Annotated in this window: 16 protein-coding genes; 7 read left to right on the top strand and 9 right to left on the bottom strand. The window is 73.1% G+C overall.

Annotation, left to right across the window (positions count from 1 at the left end):
• Positions 1-68: 68 nt before the first annotated feature.
• Genes BLQ67_RS12080 through BLQ67_RS12070 form a run of 3 tightly spaced genes read right to left on the bottom strand, consistent with a single transcriptional unit; the run spans position 69 to position 4,452 of the window.
• Positions 69-2,141 (bottom strand): ABC transporter ATP-binding protein, encoded by a 2,073-nt coding sequence (locus tag BLQ67_RS12080; protein ID WP_092505397.1) that lies wholly within the window; start codon positions 2,139-2,141, stop codon positions 69-71.
• Positions 2,142-2,143: 2 nt separating this feature from the next.
• On the bottom strand, positions 2,144-3,874 hold the full coding sequence (locus BLQ67_RS12075) for an ABC transporter ATP-binding protein (protein WP_092505396.1): 1,731 nt from the start codon (positions 3,872-3,874) through the stop codon (positions 2,144-2,146).
• Positions 3,871-4,452, bottom strand: coding sequence for a TetR/AcrR family transcriptional regulator (locus tag BLQ67_RS12070; protein ID WP_157674828.1), 582 nt, complete (start codon positions 4,450-4,452; stop codon positions 3,871-3,873). The genes BLQ67_RS12075 and BLQ67_RS12070 overlap by 4 nt, the downstream gene beginning before the upstream one ends.
• 150 nt (positions 4,453-4,602) lie before the next feature.
• On the opposite strand from BLQ67_RS12070, the gene BLQ67_RS12065 reads away from it, so the two are divergent.
• Complete coding sequence (locus BLQ67_RS12065; protein WP_092505392.1) at positions 4,603-6,372, top strand: acetyl/propionyl/methylcrotonyl-CoA carboxylase subunit alpha; 1,770 nt, start codon at positions 4,603-4,605, stop codon at positions 6,370-6,372.
• Between the two features lie 102 nt (positions 6,373-6,474).
• Here BLQ67_RS12065 and BLQ67_RS12060 read toward each other — a convergent pair whose 3' ends face one another.
• The 3 genes from BLQ67_RS12060 to BLQ67_RS12050 all read right to left on the bottom strand — a co-directional run bounded on the left by BLQ67_RS12060 (position 6,475) and on the right by BLQ67_RS12050 (position 9,938).
• Positions 6,475-7,347, bottom strand: coding sequence for an endonuclease domain-containing protein (locus BLQ67_RS12060; protein ID WP_092505390.1), 873 nt, complete (start codon positions 7,345-7,347; stop codon positions 6,475-6,477).
• A gap of 194 nt (positions 7,348-7,541) precedes the next feature.
• The gene (locus BLQ67_RS12055) at positions 7,542-8,621 is read right to left on the bottom strand and encodes a VanZ family protein (protein ID WP_092505388.1); all 1,080 of its coding nucleotides are present in this window, start codon (positions 8,619-8,621) and stop codon (positions 7,542-7,544) included.
• A 48-nt stretch (positions 8,622-8,669) separates the two neighbouring features.
• Positions 8,670-9,938 carry a DUF6596 domain-containing protein gene (locus tag BLQ67_RS12050; protein ID WP_231945042.1) on the bottom strand — a complete coding sequence of 423 codons (1,269 nt, stop codon included), beginning with the start codon at positions 9,936-9,938 and terminating at the stop codon, positions 8,670-8,672.
• Positions 9,939-9,986: 48 nt separating this feature from the next.
• Between BLQ67_RS12050 and BLQ67_RS16470 the strand changes: the two genes are divergently transcribed.
• A complete protein-coding gene (locus BLQ67_RS16470; protein ID WP_157674827.1) occupies positions 9,987-10,142 on the top strand; it encodes a hypothetical protein in 156 nt (51 codons plus the stop codon).
• Between the two features lie 19 nt (positions 10,143-10,161).
• Here the strand turns inward: BLQ67_RS16470 and BLQ67_RS12045 are convergent, their stop codons facing one another.
• Both BLQ67_RS12045 and BLQ67_RS12040 read right to left on the bottom strand, forming a co-directional pair.
• The gene (locus BLQ67_RS12045) at positions 10,162-10,545 is read right to left on the bottom strand and encodes a YciI family protein (protein ID WP_092505386.1); all 384 of its coding nucleotides are present in this window, start codon (positions 10,543-10,545) and stop codon (positions 10,162-10,164) included.
• Positions 10,546-10,672: 127 nt separating this feature from the next.
• Positions 10,673-11,299, bottom strand: coding sequence for a M15 family metallopeptidase (locus tag BLQ67_RS12040; RefSeq protein WP_092505384.1), 627 nt, complete (start codon positions 11,297-11,299; stop codon positions 10,673-10,675).
• Between the two features lie 88 nt (positions 11,300-11,387).
• Between BLQ67_RS12040 and BLQ67_RS12035 the strand changes: the two genes are divergently transcribed.
• The 3 genes from BLQ67_RS12035 to BLQ67_RS12025 are packed head-to-tail and all read left to right on the top strand — an operon-like array spanning position 11,388 to position 13,759.
• Entirely contained in the window at positions 11,388-12,113 is a 726-nt protein-coding gene (locus BLQ67_RS12035) for a response regulator transcription factor (protein WP_092505382.1), read from the top strand.
• Between the two features lie 4 nt (positions 12,114-12,117).
• The gene (locus tag BLQ67_RS12030; protein WP_269457083.1) at positions 12,118-13,194 is read left to right on the top strand and encodes a sensor histidine kinase; all 1,077 of its coding nucleotides are present in this window, start codon (positions 12,118-12,120) and stop codon (positions 13,192-13,194) included.
• 28 nt (positions 13,195-13,222) lie between these two features.
• Positions 13,223-13,759, top strand: coding sequence for an MOSC domain-containing protein (locus BLQ67_RS12025; protein ID WP_092505378.1), 537 nt, complete (start codon positions 13,223-13,225; stop codon positions 13,757-13,759).
• 18 nt (positions 13,760-13,777) lie between these two features.
• Here the strand turns inward: BLQ67_RS12025 and BLQ67_RS12020 are convergent, their stop codons facing one another.
• Positions 13,778-15,208, bottom strand: coding sequence for an NAD(P)H-quinone dehydrogenase (locus BLQ67_RS12020; protein ID WP_092505376.1), 1,431 nt, complete (start codon positions 15,206-15,208; stop codon positions 13,778-13,780).
• Between the two features lie 87 nt (positions 15,209-15,295).
• Here BLQ67_RS12020 and BLQ67_RS12015 point away from each other — a divergent pair, with 87 nt between their 5' ends.
• On the top strand, positions 15,296-16,129 hold the full coding sequence (locus BLQ67_RS12015; protein WP_092505374.1) for a purine-nucleoside phosphorylase: 834 nt from the start codon (positions 15,296-15,298) through the stop codon (positions 16,127-16,129).
• Positions 16,126-17,775 (top strand): phospho-sugar mutase, encoded by a 1,650-nt coding sequence (locus tag BLQ67_RS12010; protein WP_092505372.1) that lies wholly within the window; start codon positions 16,126-16,128, stop codon positions 17,773-17,775. The genes BLQ67_RS12015 and BLQ67_RS12010 overlap by 4 nt, the downstream gene beginning before the upstream one ends.
• Positions 17,776-17,891: the final 116 nt, after the last annotated feature.

Raw genomic sequence — 17,891 nt, 5'->3', positions numbered from 1 at the left:
CACGAGCCGCGAACGCCGACGGCGGCTCGACCTCGATGGTCGAGCCGCCGTCGGCGTTCGTGGGCGGATCAGGTCTGCGGCTGCGTGGCCACCGACCCCGTGGGCGTGTGCCCGTCGATCGCATCCTCGAGGTCGAGGTCGACCGCCGCCTGCTGGAACTGCGCGTCGTACAGCCTGCGGTACGCGCCGTGCCGCTCGAGCAGCTCGACGTGCGAGCCCTGCTCGACGATGTCGCCGTGCTCCATCACGAGGATGAGGTCGGCGTCGCGGATCGTCGACAGGCGGTGCGCGATGACGAACGACGTGCGGTCCTGCCGCAGCGCCGCCATCGCCTGCTGCAGCAGCAGCTCGGTGCGGGTGTCGACGCTCGACGTGGCCTCGTCGAGGATGAGCACCGACGGCTGCGCCAGGAAGGCGCGCGCGATGGTCACGAGCTGCTTCTCGCCTGCCGAGAGGTTCGAGGCCTCCTCGTCGAGGACGGTGTCGTAGCCGTCGGGCAGCGACTGCACGAAGCGGTCGACGAACGTCGCCCGCGCCGCCTCGTGGATCTGCTCCTCGGTCGCATCCGGGTTGCCGTAGGCGATGTTGTCGCGGATCGTGCCGCCGAAGAGCCACGTGTCCTGCAGCACCATGCCCGTCTGCTCGCGCAGCGCGTCGCGCGTGAGCGTGCGGGTGTCGACGCCGTCGAGCGTGATGCGGCCGCCGTCGATCTCGTAGAACCGCATGAGCAGGTTCACGAGCGTCGTCTTGCCCGCACCGGTCGGGCCGACGATCGCGACCGTCTGCCCGGGTGCGACCGTCAGCGACAGGTCGGTGATGAGCGGCTGCGCCGGGTCGTAGGCGAACGCGACGTGCTCGAACGCCACGGCACCGCTCGTCGCCTCGATCGTGCCGCCGTCGGCGTCGGACTCCTCCTCGTCGGCGTCGAGCAGCTCGAAGACGCGCTCGGCGCTCGCGGCACCCGACTGCACCATCGTGAACGTCTGGCCCAGCTGGCCGAGGTTCTGCGAGAACTGCTGCGAGTACTGGATGAACGCCTGCACGTCGCCGACGCGGATCGAGCCGTTGGCCACGAACAGGCCACCGGCGACGGCCACGAGCACGTAGCCGACGTTGCCGACGAACGTCATGAGCGGGAAGACGAGGCCCGAGAGGAACTGGGCCTTGAACGACGCCTGGAACACGGCCTCGTTCTCCTCCTGGAACTGCTCGCGCACGACGCGCTCCTTGCCGAAGACCTTCACGAGCGCGTGGCCCGTGAACGACTCCTCGACGAGGCCGTTGAGGCGGCCCGTGCGCTTCCACTGCTCGGCGAACAGGCCCTGCGCCCTGCCCATGACGAGACCGAGGATGATGCCCGTGAGCGGCACGGAGATGAGCGCGATGAGCGCGAGCCACACGTTGATCGTGAGCATCATCACGAGCACGCCGACGATCGTCAGCACGCCCGTCACGATCTGCGACAGCGTCTGGCTCATCGACTGGCCCACGTTGTCGAGGTCGTTCGTGACGCGCGACAGCAGCTCGCCGCGCTGCATCGAGTCGTAGTACTTCAGCGGCAGACGGTGCACCTTGTCCTCGACCGCGGCGCGCAGGCTCGCGACCGTGCGCTGCACGACGCGGTTCACGAAGTAGCCCTGCACCCACTGGAACAGGCTCGCGACGACGTACAGCGCCAGCACGAGCATGAGCACCTGGCTCAGCGCCGCGAAGTCGATGCCGGCGCCGACCGTGAAGCCGTCCATCGCCTGGATGATGTTCGCGAAGTCGTCCTGCCCGCCCTGGCGCAGCAGCTCGACGACGTCGGCCTGCGACGTGCCCGCGGGCACGCCCTGCGCGCCGAGCGCCGTCTGCACGAGGCCCTGCACGATGAGGTTCGTCGCCTCGGCGAGCACGCGCGGGGCGATGACGTTGAGCACGATGCCAGCCGTGCCGACCACGAACACGATCGCGAGCAGCACCTTGAACGGCGCGAGCATCCCGAGCAGTCGCTTGAGCGTGGGCAGCAGCGCCTTCGCCTTGCCGGGAGGGGCCTCCCAGTCGTCGGCGCCGCGACGCGCGGCCTCGGCCATCTCGGCCTCGAGGCGCTCCTCCTCGGTGAGCTCCCGCTCCACCACGGGCTCCCTCTGCTTGCGTGCCATCGTCAGACCTCCACGGCCATCTGCGAGTCGACGATCTCGCGGTACGTGTCGTTGGATGCGAGCAGCTCGTCGTGGGTGCCGAGGCCCACGACCCTGCCGTCGTCGAGCACGACGATGCGGTCGGCCTCGACGATCGTCGAGACGCGCTGGGCGACGACGAGGCGCGTCGTGCCGACGACGTCGGTCTCGAGCGCCGCGCGCAGGCGGGCGTCGGTGCCGAGGTCGAGGGCGCTGAACGAGTCGTCGAAGACGAGGATCGGCGGACGCTTCACGAGCGCACGCGCGATCGCGAGCCGCTGGCGCTGGCCACCGGACACGTTCGTGCCGCCCTGCGCGATGGGGCTCTCGAGCCCCTTGTCCTTCGCGCGCACGAAGTCGGCGGCCTGCGCCGTCTCGAGCGCCGCCCACAGCTCGTCGTCGGTCGCGTCCTCCTTGCCGTAGCGGAGGTTCGACGCGATCGTGCCCGAGAAGAGGTACGGCTTCTGCGGCACGAGGCCGATCGACGCCCACAGCGCCTGCTCGTCGGCGTCGCGCACATCCACGCCGCCCACCGTCACCGTGCCGCTCGACACGTCGAACAGGCGCGGCACGAGGTTGACGATCGTCGTCTTGCCTGCACCGGTCGAGCCGATGATCGCGACGGTCTCGCCGGGCTCCGCCGTGAACGACACCCCCTGCAGCACGGGCGTCTCGGCGCCCGGGTACGTGAAGGTGACGTCGTCGAAGACGATGCGGCCGGGCTCGGGCTGGTCGGGTCGCGCCGTCGTCGACGTCGCGACGGTCGGCTCGGCCTCGAGCACCTCGGTGATGCGGCGGGCGCCGACGGCGGCCCTCGGGATCATCATCGTGAGGAACGTCGCCATCATGACGCCGAACAGGATCTGCATGAGGTACTGCAGGAACGCCATCATCGTGCCGACCTCGAGCGTGCCGTCGTCGACGAGCTGGGCGCCGAACCAGATCACCGCGACGCTCGACGCGTTCACGATGAGCATGACGAGCGGGAACGTGAGCACGAACAGGTTGCCCGTGCGCAGCATCGCATCCGTCACGCCGTCGTTCGCCTGCTGGAAGCGGGCGCGCTCGCGCCGCTCCTGCACGAAGGCGCGCACGACGCGGATGCCCGTGAGCTGCTCACGCATGACCTGGTTGATGCGGTCGATGCGGTCCTGCAGCAGCACGAAGATCGGCACGAGGCGCGACACGATCACGCCCATGACGAGCACCATGAGCGGCACGATGATCCAGATGAGGCGCGAGAGCTCGGCGTCGGCGCGGATCGCCATGACGACGCCGCCGATCGCGAGCATCGGCGCCGACATGAGCATGGTGCAGCCCATGAGCACGAGCATCTGCACCTGCTGCACGTCGTTGGTGTTGCGCGTGATGAGCGACGCGGGGCCGAAGCGCTGCACGTCGCGCTCGGAGAACGACGAGACGCGCGCGAAGATGCGGGCGCGCAGGTCGCGGCCGGCCGTCATCGCGAGGCGGGCGCCGAACAGGATCGCGAGCGCGTTCGCGATCACCTGCCCGAGGCTCATGAGCAGCATCTCGCCGCCGAGCCTCCAGATGGTGTCGGTGTCGCCCTGCAGCACGCCCTCGTCGATGATGTCCGCGTTGATCGTGGGCAGCATGAGCGACAGCAGGGCCTGCGTCATCTGGAAGACGACGACGAGGATGAATGCGAGCCACGAGGTGCGGATCGCGGCGGTGATGAGCCTCCACAGCTTCATGCGCGGCTCTCCTTCCGGGTGTCGGTGCGGGCGATCCCGTGCAAGAGGATGCCGGTGACGTCTGACATGTCCATGGCGCTGCGGTCGCCCCAGCCCGTCGCGGCGGCGAACGTCAGCGTGCGCAGCGCGTCGGCCGCGACGGGAGGGGCGACGGCGAGCTCGTCGGCGTGCTCGGCGAGCAGCGCGGCGATGCGGTCGCGCAGCTCGTCGAAGCGGGGGTCGTCGCGCTTGCCCTCGGCGAGCAGGATGGGGCCGAGCGCGATCGCCATCTGGAAGATGGCCGAGAAGCGCACGGTGAGCACGCCGGCGATCGCGCTGACGGTGGTCTCGAGGGTCGCATCGGCGAGATCCTCGAGGTCGGCGAGGTCGTAGGCGACCTCGGCCGTGCGGTCGAACAGGGCGCGCAGCAGCGAGTCCTTGTCGCCGAACGAGCGGAACAGGGTGCCCTCGGCGACGCCTGCGGCGTCGGCGAGCTGGCGGGAGGTGATCGCCGCGCCGTGCTCGAGCACGACGGGGACGATGGCGTCGAGGATCTGCACCTGGCGGTCCTCGAGCGTCATGCGAGTCGGTGGGGCCACGGTGCTCGATGCTACTGAGTGAGCACTCACTCCGCAACGCAGGTGGTCCTCACCATCCGCCGCGCCTGTGGAGATCGGCAACGGATCCGCCCCGCGCGTTGTCGGTGTCCGCCGAGAGCACGCATCCGCGCTCGCGTAGGCTCGATCTTCATGCCCCCCATCACGAAGGTCCTCGTCGCCAATCGTGGCGAGATCGCCGTCCGAGTCGTCCGAGCAGCCCGGGATGCGGGGATCGGCAGCGTCGCCGTCTACGCAGAGCCCGACCGCGACGCGCAGCACGTGCAGCTCGCCGACGAGGCCTACTCGCTGCACGGGTCGACGAGCGCCGAGTCGTACCTCGTGATCGAGAAGATCCTCTCGGTCGCCCGCCGCTCCGGCGCCGACGCCGTGCACCCCGGCTACGGCTTCCTCGCCGAGAACGCCGACTTCGCCCGGGCCGTCATCGACGCCGGCATCACCTGGATCGGCCCGAGCCCCGACGCCATCGAGCAGCTCGGCGACAAGGTCTCGGCCCGCCACATCGCCGAGAAGGTCGGCGCTCCCCTCGCCCCCGGCACGCTCAACCCCGTCGAGACCGCGGACGAGGTCGTCGCGTTCGCCGACGAGGTGGGCCTGCCCGTCGCCATCAAGGCGGCGTTCGGCGGCGGCGGCCGCGGACTCAAGGTCGCCCGCACGCGCGAGGAGATCCCCGAGCTCTTCGACTCCGCGACGCGCGAGGCCATCGCGGCGTTCGGCCGCGGCGAGTGCTTCGTCGAGAAGTACCTCGACCGCCCCCGCCACGTCGAGACGCAGTGCCTCGCCGACGCGCACGGCAACGTCGTCGTCGTGTCGACGCGCGACTGCTCGCTGCAGCGCCGCCACCAGAAGCTCGTCGAGGAGGCGCCCGCGCCCTTCCTCACCGACGACCAGGTCGCGCGCCTCTACGAGTCGTCGAAGGCCATCCTCAAGGAGGTCGGCTACGTCGGCGCCGGCACGTGCGAGTTCCTCGTCGGCCGCGACGGCACCATCTCGTTCCTCGAGGTCAACACGCGCCTCCAGGTCGAGCACCCCGTGTCCGAGGAGGTCACGGGCATCGACCTCGTGCGCGAGCAGTTCCGCCTCGCCGCAGGCGGCGTGCTCGACTACCCGGACCCCGTCGTGCAGGGCCACTCGTTCGAGTTCCGCATCAACGGCGAGGATGCCGGCGCCGGCTTCATCCCCGCGCCCGGCCCCGTGCACCAGTTCGTGCCCGCCACCGGCCCCGGCGTGCGCGTCGACTCCGGCGTCGTCTCGGGCGACGTCATCGGCGGCCAGTTCGACTCGCTGCTCGCGAAGCTCATCGTGACCGGCGCGACGCGCGAGGAGGCGCTCGAGCGCTCGCGCCGCGCACTCGCGGAGTTCCGCGTCGAGGGTCTGCCGACCGTGCTGCCCTTCCACCGCGTCGTCGTCGACGACCCGGCCTTCGCGCCCGCCGACGGCGAGCCGTTCTCGATCTACACGTCGTGGATCGAGTCGGAGTTCGTCAACGACATCCCGCGCTGGGGTGGCGAGGCCGGCGAGCTCGGCGGCCCCGAGGCGCGCCGCGAGGTCGTCGTCGAGGCCGACGGCAAGCGCATCGCCGTGTCGATGCCCGCCCGCCTCTTCCCCGAGACCGTCGCCACCAAGGGCCCTGCCCCGCGCCGCACGCGCATCGCGGCCGCCGGCGGCGCGACCGGCGGCACCATCGCATCCCCCATGCAGGCCACGGTCGTGAAGGTCGCCGTCGAGGAGGGCCAGCACGTCGTCGCCGGCGACCTGCTCGTCGTGCTCGAGGCCATGAAGATGGAGCAGCCGATCCAGGCGCCGCGCGACGGCGTCGTGACGGGCCTCGACGCCCCCATCGGCACGACGATCTCGAGCGGCCACCGCCTGCTGGTGATCGCCGACGCCGACGCCGCCTGACCCTGACGGTTCTACGTTTTGCAGGCGATCAGCATGGGCAGAGGGAAGATACCCCTCTGCCACCCCTGATCGCCTGCAGAACGCAAACCCCATCGCCGTCGGTCAGCGGCCGGCGCGCGTGCGATGGCGGTCGACGCTGACCATGCGTCGGATGTCGGCGAGCACGCGCGGCCAGTCGTGCAGCACCTCCGCGTACGTGAAGCGCAGGACGTCGTAGCCCCGCAGCTGCAGCTCCCTGTCGAGCCATCGGTCGCGCGCGAAGCCTTCGACGAGCGCGTGATGCTCGCGGCCGTCGATCTCGACGACCAGACGGTCTCCGACGACGAAGTCCCGCGGGCCCAGCCCGTCGATCCAGACCTGCGTCCGCACCCGGATGCCCTCCTGGCGCAGGCGCCACCGCACGATGCTCTCGCCACCAGCACCCGCGCCGGGATCGACCTCGGCGGCGAGCATCCGCCCCCGAGCCGTGCCATCGAGGGTGCGCCGGAGCCAGTCGAGCGAGCACCTGCCCTCATGCACTGCCGAGTCGAGCACCGCGAGCGCGAGCTCCGGCGGTTGGCATTCGACGACGTGCTGCACCACCTCGCGCAGGGGCTGACGCGCCATCGTCGGCGCGGCGGTACGCGCACGCCAGTGCACGAGCACGGATGCGTCGAGATGCGCGGGCGGTGCGCCCTCGACGCGAGGGTTCAGTCGAGATCCGTTGCCCGGCACCGCGACGTGCAACCGACCATCGTCGAAGGTCCAGAGCCCGAGCGCGCGGGTCGCGGTGATGCACGTCGCCTGGCCACGGATGCGCACGGCCGCGACGAGCTGCGCATCCGCGGTGCGGAGGGCGCACCATCCGCGCCGCACCTTGAACACCGTCGCCCTGCGCCGCGCCTCGAGGATCTCGGCACGGCCGATCCCTCGGGCACGCATCTGCTCGAGGCTCGCGATGCCGCCCAACGACTCGAGCGCCTGCTCCACTTCCATGTCGCGGAGGATGCCTCGGACCGACCACGGTCAGCCGTCGCCCTGGGCGCAGCTGTGGACGACTCACGACCTCACCGACCTGTGGAACCGCGACTCCATTGCGTTTTGCAGGCGATCAGCATGGGCAGAGGGAAGATACCCCTCTGCCACCCCTGATCGCCTGCAAAACGCAAGCGGCCAGCAGACGGGAGGGGTCAGCGGGGGTCGCGCGCGTCCCTCGCGAGCTGGCGCGTGAGGCGGAGGGGGAGGCCCGAGTGGGCGCGGGAGCGGAAGGCCAGCACGATCGCCGCCGCCGCCCAGAGGACGGCGAGTGACTGCGTCACCGGGTCGAAGGCGAACGCCGACAGGAGGGTCCAGCCGCCGATGCCGAGCGCCCAGCGGGCGGCGCGGCGGCCGATGCCGGCGGGCTCCCCCGTCTCGCGGCGCGCATCGAGCGAGCCGGCGAGCTCGCCGACGGTGCGACCCGTGCGCAGCACGACGAGCAGGTGCACGATCGCGGCGGCGAGGGCCCCGGATGCGCCGACCACGACACCGATCGCGTTGACGAGCGCGACGGGCGCCTCGCGCTCCGAGCCCGACGTCAGCAGCACCACGAGGCCGACGCCGCCGATCCCCAGCACCATGACGGCGCCGCCGATGCCGATCGAGACGCCGACGTCGATCGCCATCGCGCCGAGCCGGCGCCGCGCCGTGAGCGGCTGCGGCAGCGCGTGGAGTCGCGCGTCGGACTGCCCGGGCAGCCGCCGCACGAGCGGCGCCGCGAGGCCGCCGACGAGCGCGCCCACGCCACCGAGCAGCACGTCGTCGACGTCGAACAGCCGGTACTGGCAGGCGGCGAGGCCGAACGTGCCGGTGAGCTGCGTCACCTCGACGAGCGCCGCGACGCCGAGGCCGATCGCGACGGTCGCGACGATGCCCGGCCGGCCGCGGCGCCGCACGAGCATGCCGAGCGGCACGAACAGCAGCACCGTGAGCAGCATCTGCCGCAGCGCGGGGTTCGACAGCGCGATGCCGCCCTGCTCGAGCACGTCGAGCACCGATGCACCCGGCACGAGCTGCGCCGTGAAGGGCAGATAGCACGCGCCCGTGGGGAAGAGCGTCGCGACGATCACGGCGCACGCGTAGGCGAGCGCGCCGATCGACAGCGACGCCGTGCGCCAGTCGAGCCGTCCCCGCCGACGCAGCAGCAGGATGGATGCGGGCACCCAGACGAGCACCGTGACCCCCACCGCGACCGCGATCGCCGTGAGCGCCGGCGTCGATCCGAACCCCATGCGCGTCCCCCTGCCTCGACGCTATCGACGGGCGCGCGTGAATCTCTCTCACCCGTGGGCGCGTCGCTCGCAGAAGGCTCGGATCGGGTCGGATGCGATGGCGTCGTCGGCGAGCAGCGCCGCGAGCGCGCGGTAGCGGTCGACGGCGTCGGGCGCCGAGGTGCGCCACGCGAGGTCCGCGGCGACGAGCGCGACGTCGCGGCGCGTGGCGCGAGCGCCGTCGTCGAGGGCGGCGACGTCGGCGAGGATGCGCTCGAGCCCGTCGGGCGCGGACGGCAGCCGACCGCCGGGCGCGGTCGGCAGCCCCGCCTCGACGAGCAGCGCGTACGCCTCCGCGACGAGGCGGGAGAGGGTCGCCGACCGCGCGGGCCAGCGCGCCTCGACGGCGCCGTGCAGGCGGGCGACGAGCGCCCACGGCACATCCCACGCGGTCGGCGCCGCGGAGTGCAGCGCGGCGATCCGGGCCTCGAGCGCGAAGCGGCCGGGGTCGTCGCCCGCGAGCCCCGCGGCGGCGAGCGCGTCGTCGACGCCCAGGCCGAGCCTGCGCGCATCCCACCTGCGGCGATCCACCTCCTCGGGCGGCACGGCGACGCCGTCGACGACGCGGCCGGGCCGCCGCGCGAGGGCGAGGCGCGCGATGGCGAGCACGGCGCGGGCCTCGGCGTCGCGCGGTCGTTCGCGCACGAGCGCCTCGGCGAGCGACTCGGCGTGCCCGACGAGGTCGCCGAGCGCGTCGTCGGGGTCGATCGCGAGCCGCTGCCCGATCGCGACGAGACCGTGCACGCAGTCGAGCACCACGGGCATGCGGCGCGCTCGCTCGTCCCCCGTCGGCACCGCGAAGGCCCCGCGCTGCGACGCGAGCTGCCGCTTCGCTCGCGTGAGCCGGGCGGCGGCAGCGCCGCGCTCGAGCCCGAGGTGCGCGGCGATGGCGTCGACGTCGATGCCGAGCACGAGCCGCATCGCGAGCACCATGCGCGACGCGGGCGCCAGCAGCTCGTCGCACGCGACGACGAGCAGCGCGACGCGGTCGTCGATCGCCGACATGCGCGCACCTCCCGTCGACTCGTCGTGCAGCGCCGGCAGCGCGCCGCGCTCGGTGGCGCGGCGCCGAGCGGCGTCGATCGCGGCGCGCCGCCCCACGGCGATGCACCAGCCGACGAGGGATGCGGGCGCCTCGGCCAGCGCGGACGCGCGCGCGAACGCCTCGGCGGCGAGCTCCTCGCCCTCGTCGATCGACCCGGTCGCGGCCGCGAGGGCGCGCACGACCTGCGGCCATGCGTCCTGGAACGCAGCGGAGTCGATGCGGGCGCTCGTCACGCCCGCATCGTCCCAGGCTCGCCTGCGCGGCGCGGGTAGGCTGGGCGCATGCACCTCGTCGCCGAAGCCTCGCACCTCGACGCCACCGTCTCGCCCGCCGACCCGTTCACGGCGGTCATCCTCGTGGCGTGCGGCCTCGTCACGGTCGCGATGGTGGGCCTCGTCGCCGTCGTGGGCGCCGCGCTCACCGGCCGCGCCGACTGACCGACGCCGCGGGCCCGCGTCACTCCATCGGGAAGACGCGGCGCCACTCGATGTGCCCACCCGTGGGCACGTAGGCAGCGATGCGACGCGCGACGTCCTCGTCGTCGACGTCGATGAGGTAGAAGCCGCTGACGACCTCGGTGAGCTCGGGGTTCGCACCGTCGGTGAAGACGGCGTCCTCCTCGCGACGCCCCTCGCCGCCGGGCGTCACGCGGCCGCCGTAGCGCGCGTTCTGCAGCGCCTGGCCGCCCACGATCGTGCCGCCGAGCTCGCGCACGCGCTCCTCGAACGCACCGAACTCGCCGAAGTCCTCGCTGAGCCCGTCGGCCTTGCTGCCATCGGCGGGCATGTAGGCGTCGCTGTCCCAGTCGGACTCGTGGATGAAGTACGCGTACGTCGTCATGGTGACTCTCCTCGTCTCCTGGTGGCACGGTGCCACACCTGGGAGACGGATGGGGCGCGCAGGATTCGACACGCTGGCGCGGGATGCGCATCCCGGGCGTGTCGCGCCCGGCCGGCGGCGCGCTCGCTCAGTGCGCCGCGGTCGGGTCCGACGCCATGGGCGGGCACGCGCCGTCGACGGCCTCCGGCCGCAGCTCGAAGTGCCACGACTCGTTCGCGTACGTCTGGCAGAGGCCCCACGCCCATCCGTGACGCCCCATCCAGTCGGCGCCGTCCCAGCCGCCGACGTCGACGGCGTCGCCCGTGACGTGCGCCGACTCGTCGGGGGTCGACACCCAGCGCGCGGCCTCCTCGGCCGAGCCGTAGGTGACGATGGCCTCGTCGAGCATCGCCTGCTGCAGCGCGGCCGAGCGCCAGCCCGAGTTGACGACGACCTCGACGCCGTCGGCGGCCGCGGCGTCGGATGCGGCGCGCAGCGCCGCGAGCAGGTCGGGTGCGAGGCCCGTGATGGCGGGCACGTCGGCGTACGGCGACACGGGTCCGTCGGGCAGCAGCCCGTCGTCGACGCCCGGCTCGGCGGCGTCGCCGATCGGCAGCACGCGCGAGAGCTCGACGACCGAGCCGCCCGACGCGAGCGCATCGAGCGCTCGCTCGAGCGCGGTGGGCACGGCGATGGTCGCGAGCGCGGCGGCGACGAGGCCGACGGCGACGAGCGCGCGACGGCGGCGGTGCGGGGGTGCAGCGGCGGTGGTCATGCCTGCCAGGCAAGCGGGGGCGGCGTTGCGAGAGCGTCTGCGATTCTCGATACGCCCGCGATACGCGGCGCTCCGTACGATCGGAGGCGTGCGCGTGCTGGTGGTCGAGGACGAGCCGCTGCTGGCGGAGGCCATTCGCGACGGCCTGCGGCTCGAGGCCATCGCCGCCGACGTCGCGCTCGACGGCGACAGCGCGCTCGAGCTGCTCGCCCTCACGACGTACGACGCGGCGGTGCTCGACCGCGACGTGCCCGGCGTCGCGGGCGACGAGATCGCCCGCAGCATCGTCGCGGACGGCTCGGGCACGCCCATCCTCATGCTCACGGCCGCCGATCGGCTCGACGACAAGGCGTCGGGGTTCGAGGTCGGCGCCGACGACTACGTCACGAAGCCGTTCGCGATGCGCGAGCTCGTGCTGCGGCTGCGCGCCCTCGACCGCCGGCGTGCGCGGCCGCGGCCGCCCGTGCGGGAGATCGCGGGGCTGCGCCTCGACCCGTTCCGCCGCGAGGTGCACCGCGACGGCCGCTACGTCGCGCTCACGCGCAAGCAGTTCGCGGTGCTCGAGGTGCTCGTGGATGCGGCCGGGGGCGTCGTGAGCGCCGAGACGCTGCTCGAGCGCGCATGGGACGAGCACGCCGACCCCTTCACGAACGCGGTGCGCATCACGGTGTCGACGCTGCGCAAGCGGCTCGGCGAGCCGTGGATCGTGCGCACGGTGCCTGGCGTCGGCTACCGCATCGCGAGCGACGACGACGAGCACGACGAGCCGACCGAGGCGCAGGCGGGAGCAGCGGATGCCGACCCCCAGGCGTGAGGGCGTGAGCGTGCGCCTGCGGCTCGCCCTCAGCTACGCGGCGGTCGTCGTGGTGGCGGGCGCGCTGCTGCTCGCCGTCGTCTACGTCTTCCTGCTGCGCTACGTGCCCGCGGGGCCGATCGACTCGGCGAACGGCTTCATCCCCAACCGCGGCGACCTCGCGCGCGCGTTCACGCCTGCCGCTGCGCTGGCGATGGGCGTGCTGCTCGTCGTGGGCGTCGTCGGCGGGTGGCTGCTCGCCGGCCGCATGCTCGCCCCGCTCGACCGCATCGGCGACGCCGCGCGGCTCGTGACGCAGGGCTCGCTCGCCCACCGCATCCGCCTGCCGGGTCGTCGCGACGAGCTGCGCGACCTCGCCGACGCGTTCGACGGCATGCTCGATCGGCTCGAGGCGCACGTCGCCGAGCAGCAGCGGTTCGCGGCGAACGCGTCGCACGAGCTGCGCACGCCGCTCGCGACGATGCAGGCGCTGCTCGACGTGGCGCGGGCGACGCCGCCCGACGACGTGCCTGCCCTGCTGACGCGGCTGCACGCCGTCAACGCGCGAGCGATCGACCTCACGGAGTCGCTGCTGCTGCTCGCCCGCGCCGACGGTCGGGCGTTCGCTCGCGAGCGCGTCGACCTGTCGCTCGCGGCCGAGGATGCCGTCGAGACGCTGCTGCCGCGGGCCGAGGCGCGCGGCATCGCCGTGGAGGCGTCGACGGCGGCCGCGGTCGTCGTGGGCGCCCCGGCGCTGCTGCACCAGCTCGCGACGAACCTCGTCGACAACGCGATCGTGCACAACCTCGACGCCAGCGGGCGCATCCACGTCGAGACGGGCGAGCGCGGCGGCGTCGCGTGGCTCGCGGTCGAGAGCACGGGCGCGCGCATCGCCCCCGAGGAGGCCGTGACGCTCGCCGAGCCGTTCCGCCGCGGCGCCGGGCGCACCCACGACCGCGATCGCCCCGGCGTGGGGCTCGGCCTCGCGATCGTGCGCAGCATCGTCGAGGCGCACGACGGCGTGCTGCTGCTGCGCGCGAGGCCCGACGGCGGCCTGCGCGTCACGGTCGAGCTGCCGACGGCGCCCGCGCCTGTGGCGTAGGGCGCAGCGCGCGCGGCAGACTCGGACCATGACCTCCGCACGCGTCGTCTCCGTCAGCCGCGACGATCGGCACCGCTTCTCGAAGCCGCCGCGCGCGTCGATCACCCTCGTCGCCGGCCACGGCGTCGAGGGCGACGCGCACGCGGGCGCCACGGTGCAGCACGTGTCGCGCATGCGCCGCGACCCGACCACGCCCAACCTGCGGCAGGTGCACCTCATCCACCGCGAGCTCTTCGACGAGCTCACGGCCGACGTCGCGCCCGGCGACCTCGGCGAGAACGTGACGACCGAGGGCATCGTGCTGCTCGACCTGCCGCGCGGCACGCGGCTGCGGCTCGGCGACGAGGCCGTCGTCGAGGTCACGGGGCTGCGCAACCCGTGCGTGCAGATCGAGCGGTTCGAGCCCGGCCTGCTGAAGGAGGTCGTGCACACGGATGCCGACGGCGCGGTCGTGCGCAAGACGGGCGTCATGGCGATCGTCGTCGCCGGCGGCGTCGTGCGGCCCGACGATGCGATCGTCGTCGAGCTGCCCGATGGCGCGCACGAGGCGCTCGACGTCGTCTGACGTGCGGGCGCCGCGGGGTCAGTCGGCGACGCGGTGCATCGCGCGCGCGGCGTCGGCGATGGAGCCCGTGAGCGACGGGTAGACGGGGAAGACGCGCGCGACCATGTCGACCGTGAGGCGGTGCTCGGCGGCCATCGCGATCGGGTAGATGAGCTCCGAGGCCTTCGGCGCCACGACGACGCCGCCGATGACGGTGCCGGAGCCCGTACGGGCGAAGAGCTTCACGAAGCCGTCCTGGATGCCCATCATCTTCGCGCGCGGGTTCGTCGACAGGTGCACCTCGTGGATCTCGCCCTGCGCGATGCCGTCCTCGATCTCCTTCGCCGTCCAGCCGACGGTCGCGATCTCGGGCTGCGTGAAGATGTTCGACGCGACCGTGCGCATCGAGATGGGGTGCACGGCGTCGCCGAGCGCGTGGAACATGGCCGTGCGGCCCTGCATCGATGCGACCGACGCGAGCGGCAGCGCGTTCGAGCAGTCGCCGACGGCGTAGACGCTCGGCAGGTTCGTGCGCGCGACGCGGTTCACGAGGATGTGGCCCGACTCGGTGAGCTGCACGCCCGCCTCCTGCAGCCCGATCCCGGCGGTGTTCGGGATGGAGCCGACGGCCATGAGGCAGTGCGAGCCCTCGACGGTGCGGCCGTCGGAGAGCGTGACGACGACCCCGTCGTCGGAGCGCTCGACCTTGTCGGCCCGCGACTTCGCGAGCAGCGTCATGCCCTGGCGCGTGAACACGTCCTCGATCACGGCCGCGGCATCCGCGTCCTCGCCGGGCAGCACCTGGTCGCGGCTCGACACGAGCGTGACCTTCGAGCCCATGTTCGAGTAGGCGCTGGCGAACTCCGCGCCCGTGACGCCCGAGCCCACGACGATGAGGTGCTCGGGCACGTCCTCGAGCCCGTACAGCTGCGTCCACGTGAGGATGCGCTCGCCGTCGGGCATCGCCGACGGCAGCATGCGCGGGCTCGCGCCCACGGAGATGACGATGGTGTCGGCCTCGACCTCGTCGAAGTCGGCGCCCTTGCGGCCCGTCGACACCGACACGCGCGTCGGCGACACGAGACGCCCCTCGCCCTGCACGATGTGCACGCCTGCGCGCTCGAGGTCGGCGGCCATGTCGAGCGACTGCTGCGCCGCGAGCGCCAGCAGGCGACGGTTGACGGCGCGCAGGTTGACGGCGACCTCGGGCTTCGACGGGCGCCCCGTCTCGCCGCGGGCGAAGAACTGCACGCCGAGGCTCGACGCGTCGCGGATGGCGGCGGCCGACTCGGCGGTCGCGATGAGCGACTTCGATGGCACGACGTCGGTGAGCACGGCCGAGCCGCCCACGCCGACGCGCTCGATGAGCGTGACGTCGGCGCCCTGCTGCGCACCCGCGAGGGCCGCCTCGTACCCGCCGGGTCCGCCACCGACGATGACCACCCGCTGCTGCCGCTCGAACACGCTCACGCCCCCATCCTCGCAGCATCCGGCCCGCGCTCGCGCGGCGTGCTGCGGCACGGGATTCCACCCGCGCGGATCGCCTATCGTGGCTGCATGACCCAGCACCCCCTCGACGCCGCGGGAGCCGACCCGATCCAGGTCGCCCGCGCAGCAGCCGACGACATCCGCCGCATCACGGGCGTCGACCGCCACGACATCGCCCTCACCCTGGGCTCGGGATGGGCGAAGGCCGCCGACCTCGTCGGCGAGACGACGCACACGATCGACCCGACCGAGGTGACGGGCTTCTCGAAGCCCGCCCTCGAGGGCCACTCGGGCACGATCCGCTCGGTGCTGCTCGCCGACGGCCGCCGCGCCCTCGTCATCGGCGCACGCACGCACTACTACGAGGGCCACGGCGTGCGCCGCGTCGTGCACTCGGTGCGCACCGCCGCGCAGACCGGTGCGTCGATCATGGTGCTCACGAACGGCGCGGGCGGCATCCGCGAGACGTGGACGCCCGGCCAGCCCGTGCTCATCTCCGACCACATCAACCTCACGGCCGACTCGCCGCTCGAGGGCGCGACGTTCGTCGACCTCACCGACCTGTACTCGTCGCGCCTGCGCGACGTCGCCCGCTCGGTCGACGCGTCGCTCGACGAGGGCGTGTACTGCCAGTTCCGCGGCCCGCACTACGAGACGCCCGCCGAGGTGCAGATGGCGAAGGCGATCGGCGGCCACATCGTGGGCATGTCGACGGCGCTCGAGGCGATCGCGGCCCGCGAGGCCGGCATGGAGGTGCTGGGCTTCTCGCTCGTCACGAACCTCGCCGCCGGCATCCAGCAGACGCCGCTGAGCCACGAGGAGGTCATCGAGGCCGGCCGCACCGCCGAGCCCGTGATCTCGCGCCTGCTCGCCGACGTCGTCGCAGCGATCGGCCGCGCGTGACGCTCGACGCGGCGCGCGCCTGGCTCGCGCAGGACCCCGACCCCGTCACGCGTGCCGAGCTCGAGCAGCGCATCGCGCAGGCCGAGGCCGGCGACGCGGATGCGCAGGCGGCGATCGCGGATGCGTTCGGCGCGCGCCTGCAGTTCGGCACCGCCGGGCTGCGCGGCGAGCTCGGCGCCGGCCCGAACCGCATGAACCGCGTGCTCGTGGGCCAGGCGACCGCGGGCTTCGCCCGCTTCCTCGCCGAGCGCGAGGACGCCCCGACGATCGTCGTCGGCTTCGACGGCCGCACGAACTCCGACGTGTTCGCGCGCGACGTCGCCGCCATCATGGCCGGCGCAGGCGTCGCCGCCACGCTGCTGCCGCGCGCGCTGCCCACACCCGTGCTCGCCTTCGCCGTGCGCCACCTCGGCGCGAGCGCCGGCGTCATGGTCACCGCGAGCCACAACCCGCCGCGCGACAACGGCTACAAGGTGTACCTCGGCGGCGACGACGACGGCAGCCAGATCGTGCCGCCCGTCGACGCAGCGATCGCCGACCGCATCGCCGACGTCGCGGCATCCACGTCGTTCGACGACCTGCCGCGCGCGGACTTCGCGATGGCGGGCGACGAGGTCGAGCAGGCGTACGTGCGCGCGACCGCAGCCATCGCGGGCACGCCCGCCGCCGAGCCACCGACGGTCGTCTACTCGGCGATGCACGGCGTCGGCAGCGCCACCGTGCGCGCCGTCGTGGCGGCCGCGGGCTTCCCCGCCGTGGTCGAGGTGCCCGAGCAGGCCGAGCCCGACGGTCGCTTCCCCACCGTCGCCTTCCCGAACCCCGAGGAGCCGGGCGCGATGGACCTCGCGTACGCGGCCGCCGACGCCGCGGGCGCCGACCTCGTGCTCGTCAACGACCCCGACGCCGACCGCCTCTCGGTCGCGATCCCCGACCCCGACCGCGAGGGCGGCTGGCGCCAGCTCACCGGCAACGAGGTCGGGCTGCTGCTCGGCTGGGACGCGGCCCGCTCGGCGCACGGGCAGGGCGCGCTCGCCGCATCCATCGTCTCGTCGCCGGGCCTGCAGGTCATCGCCGAGGCGCACGGCCTCGACTTCTCGACGACCGCGACGGGCTTCAAGTGGATCTCGCGCGTGCCCGGCCTCGTCTACGGCTACGAGGAGGCGCTCGGCTACCTCGTGAACCCCGGCACCGTGCGCGACAAGGACGGCATCTCGTCGCTGCTGCGCGTGCTGACGCTCGCGAACGACCTGCACGCGCGCGGCTCGTCGCTCGCCGACGAGCTCATCGCCCTCGCCGCCGAGTTCGGCGGCTTCGCGAGCGGCCAGGTGAGCCTGCGCGTGAGCGACCGCAGCCGCATCCCCGCGATCGTGCAGGGGCTCAAGGATGCGCCGCCCGCGCAGCTCGCGGGCAGCGACGTCGTCGCCGCCGACGACCTGGCGGCGCCCGAGCACGGCGAGGTCGGCGACATCCTGCGCCTCACGCTCGCCGACGGTGCCCGCGTCATGATCCGCCCGTCGGGCACCGAGCCCAAGGTCAAGGTCTACGTCGATGCGGTGTCGACGCACGGCTCGCCGCACGAGCGCATCCACGCCGCCGAGCAGCGCGTCGAGGCCCTCAAGGAGGCGATGCGCCCGCTGCTCGGCTGAGCGGCGGCGTCGTCTCAAACGTGGCGACTCCTCGAGCCATCCATTGGAGCGATCGGTGGCAGCCTCGGGTCAACCCTGGCCTACGCGTGCGCCCTCGGCCTCTCGGCGGCCGACGG

This window comes from Agrococcus jejuensis, assembly GCF_900099705.1.
Taxonomy (GTDB): domain Bacteria; phylum Actinomycetota; class Actinomycetes; order Actinomycetales; family Microbacteriaceae; genus Agrococcus; species Agrococcus jejuensis.
This window is presented reverse-complemented; position numbering and strand designations above follow the sequence as displayed.

Bases quoted from the DNA above. Each gene is read 5' to 3' on its own strand.
- BLQ67_RS12015 (WP_092505374.1), top strand. From the start codon at position 15,296: ATGACCCAGCACCCCCTCGACGCCGCGGGAGCCGACCCGATCCAGGTC.
- BLQ67_RS12080 (WP_092505397.1), bottom strand. From the start codon at position 2,141: ATGGCACGCAAGCAGAGGGAGCCCGTGGTGGAGCGGGAGCTCACCGAG.
- BLQ67_RS12055 (WP_092505388.1), bottom strand. From the start codon at position 8,621: ATGGGGTTCGGATCGACGCCGGCGCTCACGGCGATCGCGGTCGCGGTG.
- BLQ67_RS12040 (WP_092505384.1), bottom strand. From the start codon at position 11,299: ATGACCACCGCCGCTGCACCCCCGCACCGCCGCCGTCGCGCGCTCGTC.
- BLQ67_RS12045 (WP_092505386.1), bottom strand. From the start codon at position 10,545: ATGACGACGTACGCGTACTTCATCCACGAGTCCGACTGGGACAGCGAC.
- BLQ67_RS16470 (WP_157674827.1), top strand. From the start codon at position 9,987: ATGCACCTCGTCGCCGAAGCCTCGCACCTCGACGCCACCGTCTCGCCC.
- BLQ67_RS12065 (WP_092505392.1), top strand. From the start codon at position 4,603: ATGCCCCCCATCACGAAGGTCCTCGTCGCCAATCGTGGCGAGATCGCC.
- BLQ67_RS12025 (WP_092505378.1), top strand. From the start codon at position 13,223: ATGACCTCCGCACGCGTCGTCTCCGTCAGCCGCGACGATCGGCACCGC.
- BLQ67_RS12060 (WP_092505390.1), bottom strand. From the start codon at position 7,347: ATGGAAGTGGAGCAGGCGCTCGAGTCGTTGGGCGGCATCGCGAGCCTC.
- BLQ67_RS12075 (WP_092505396.1), bottom strand. From the start codon at position 3,874: ATGAAGCTGTGGAGGCTCATCACCGCCGCGATCCGCACCTCGTGGCTC.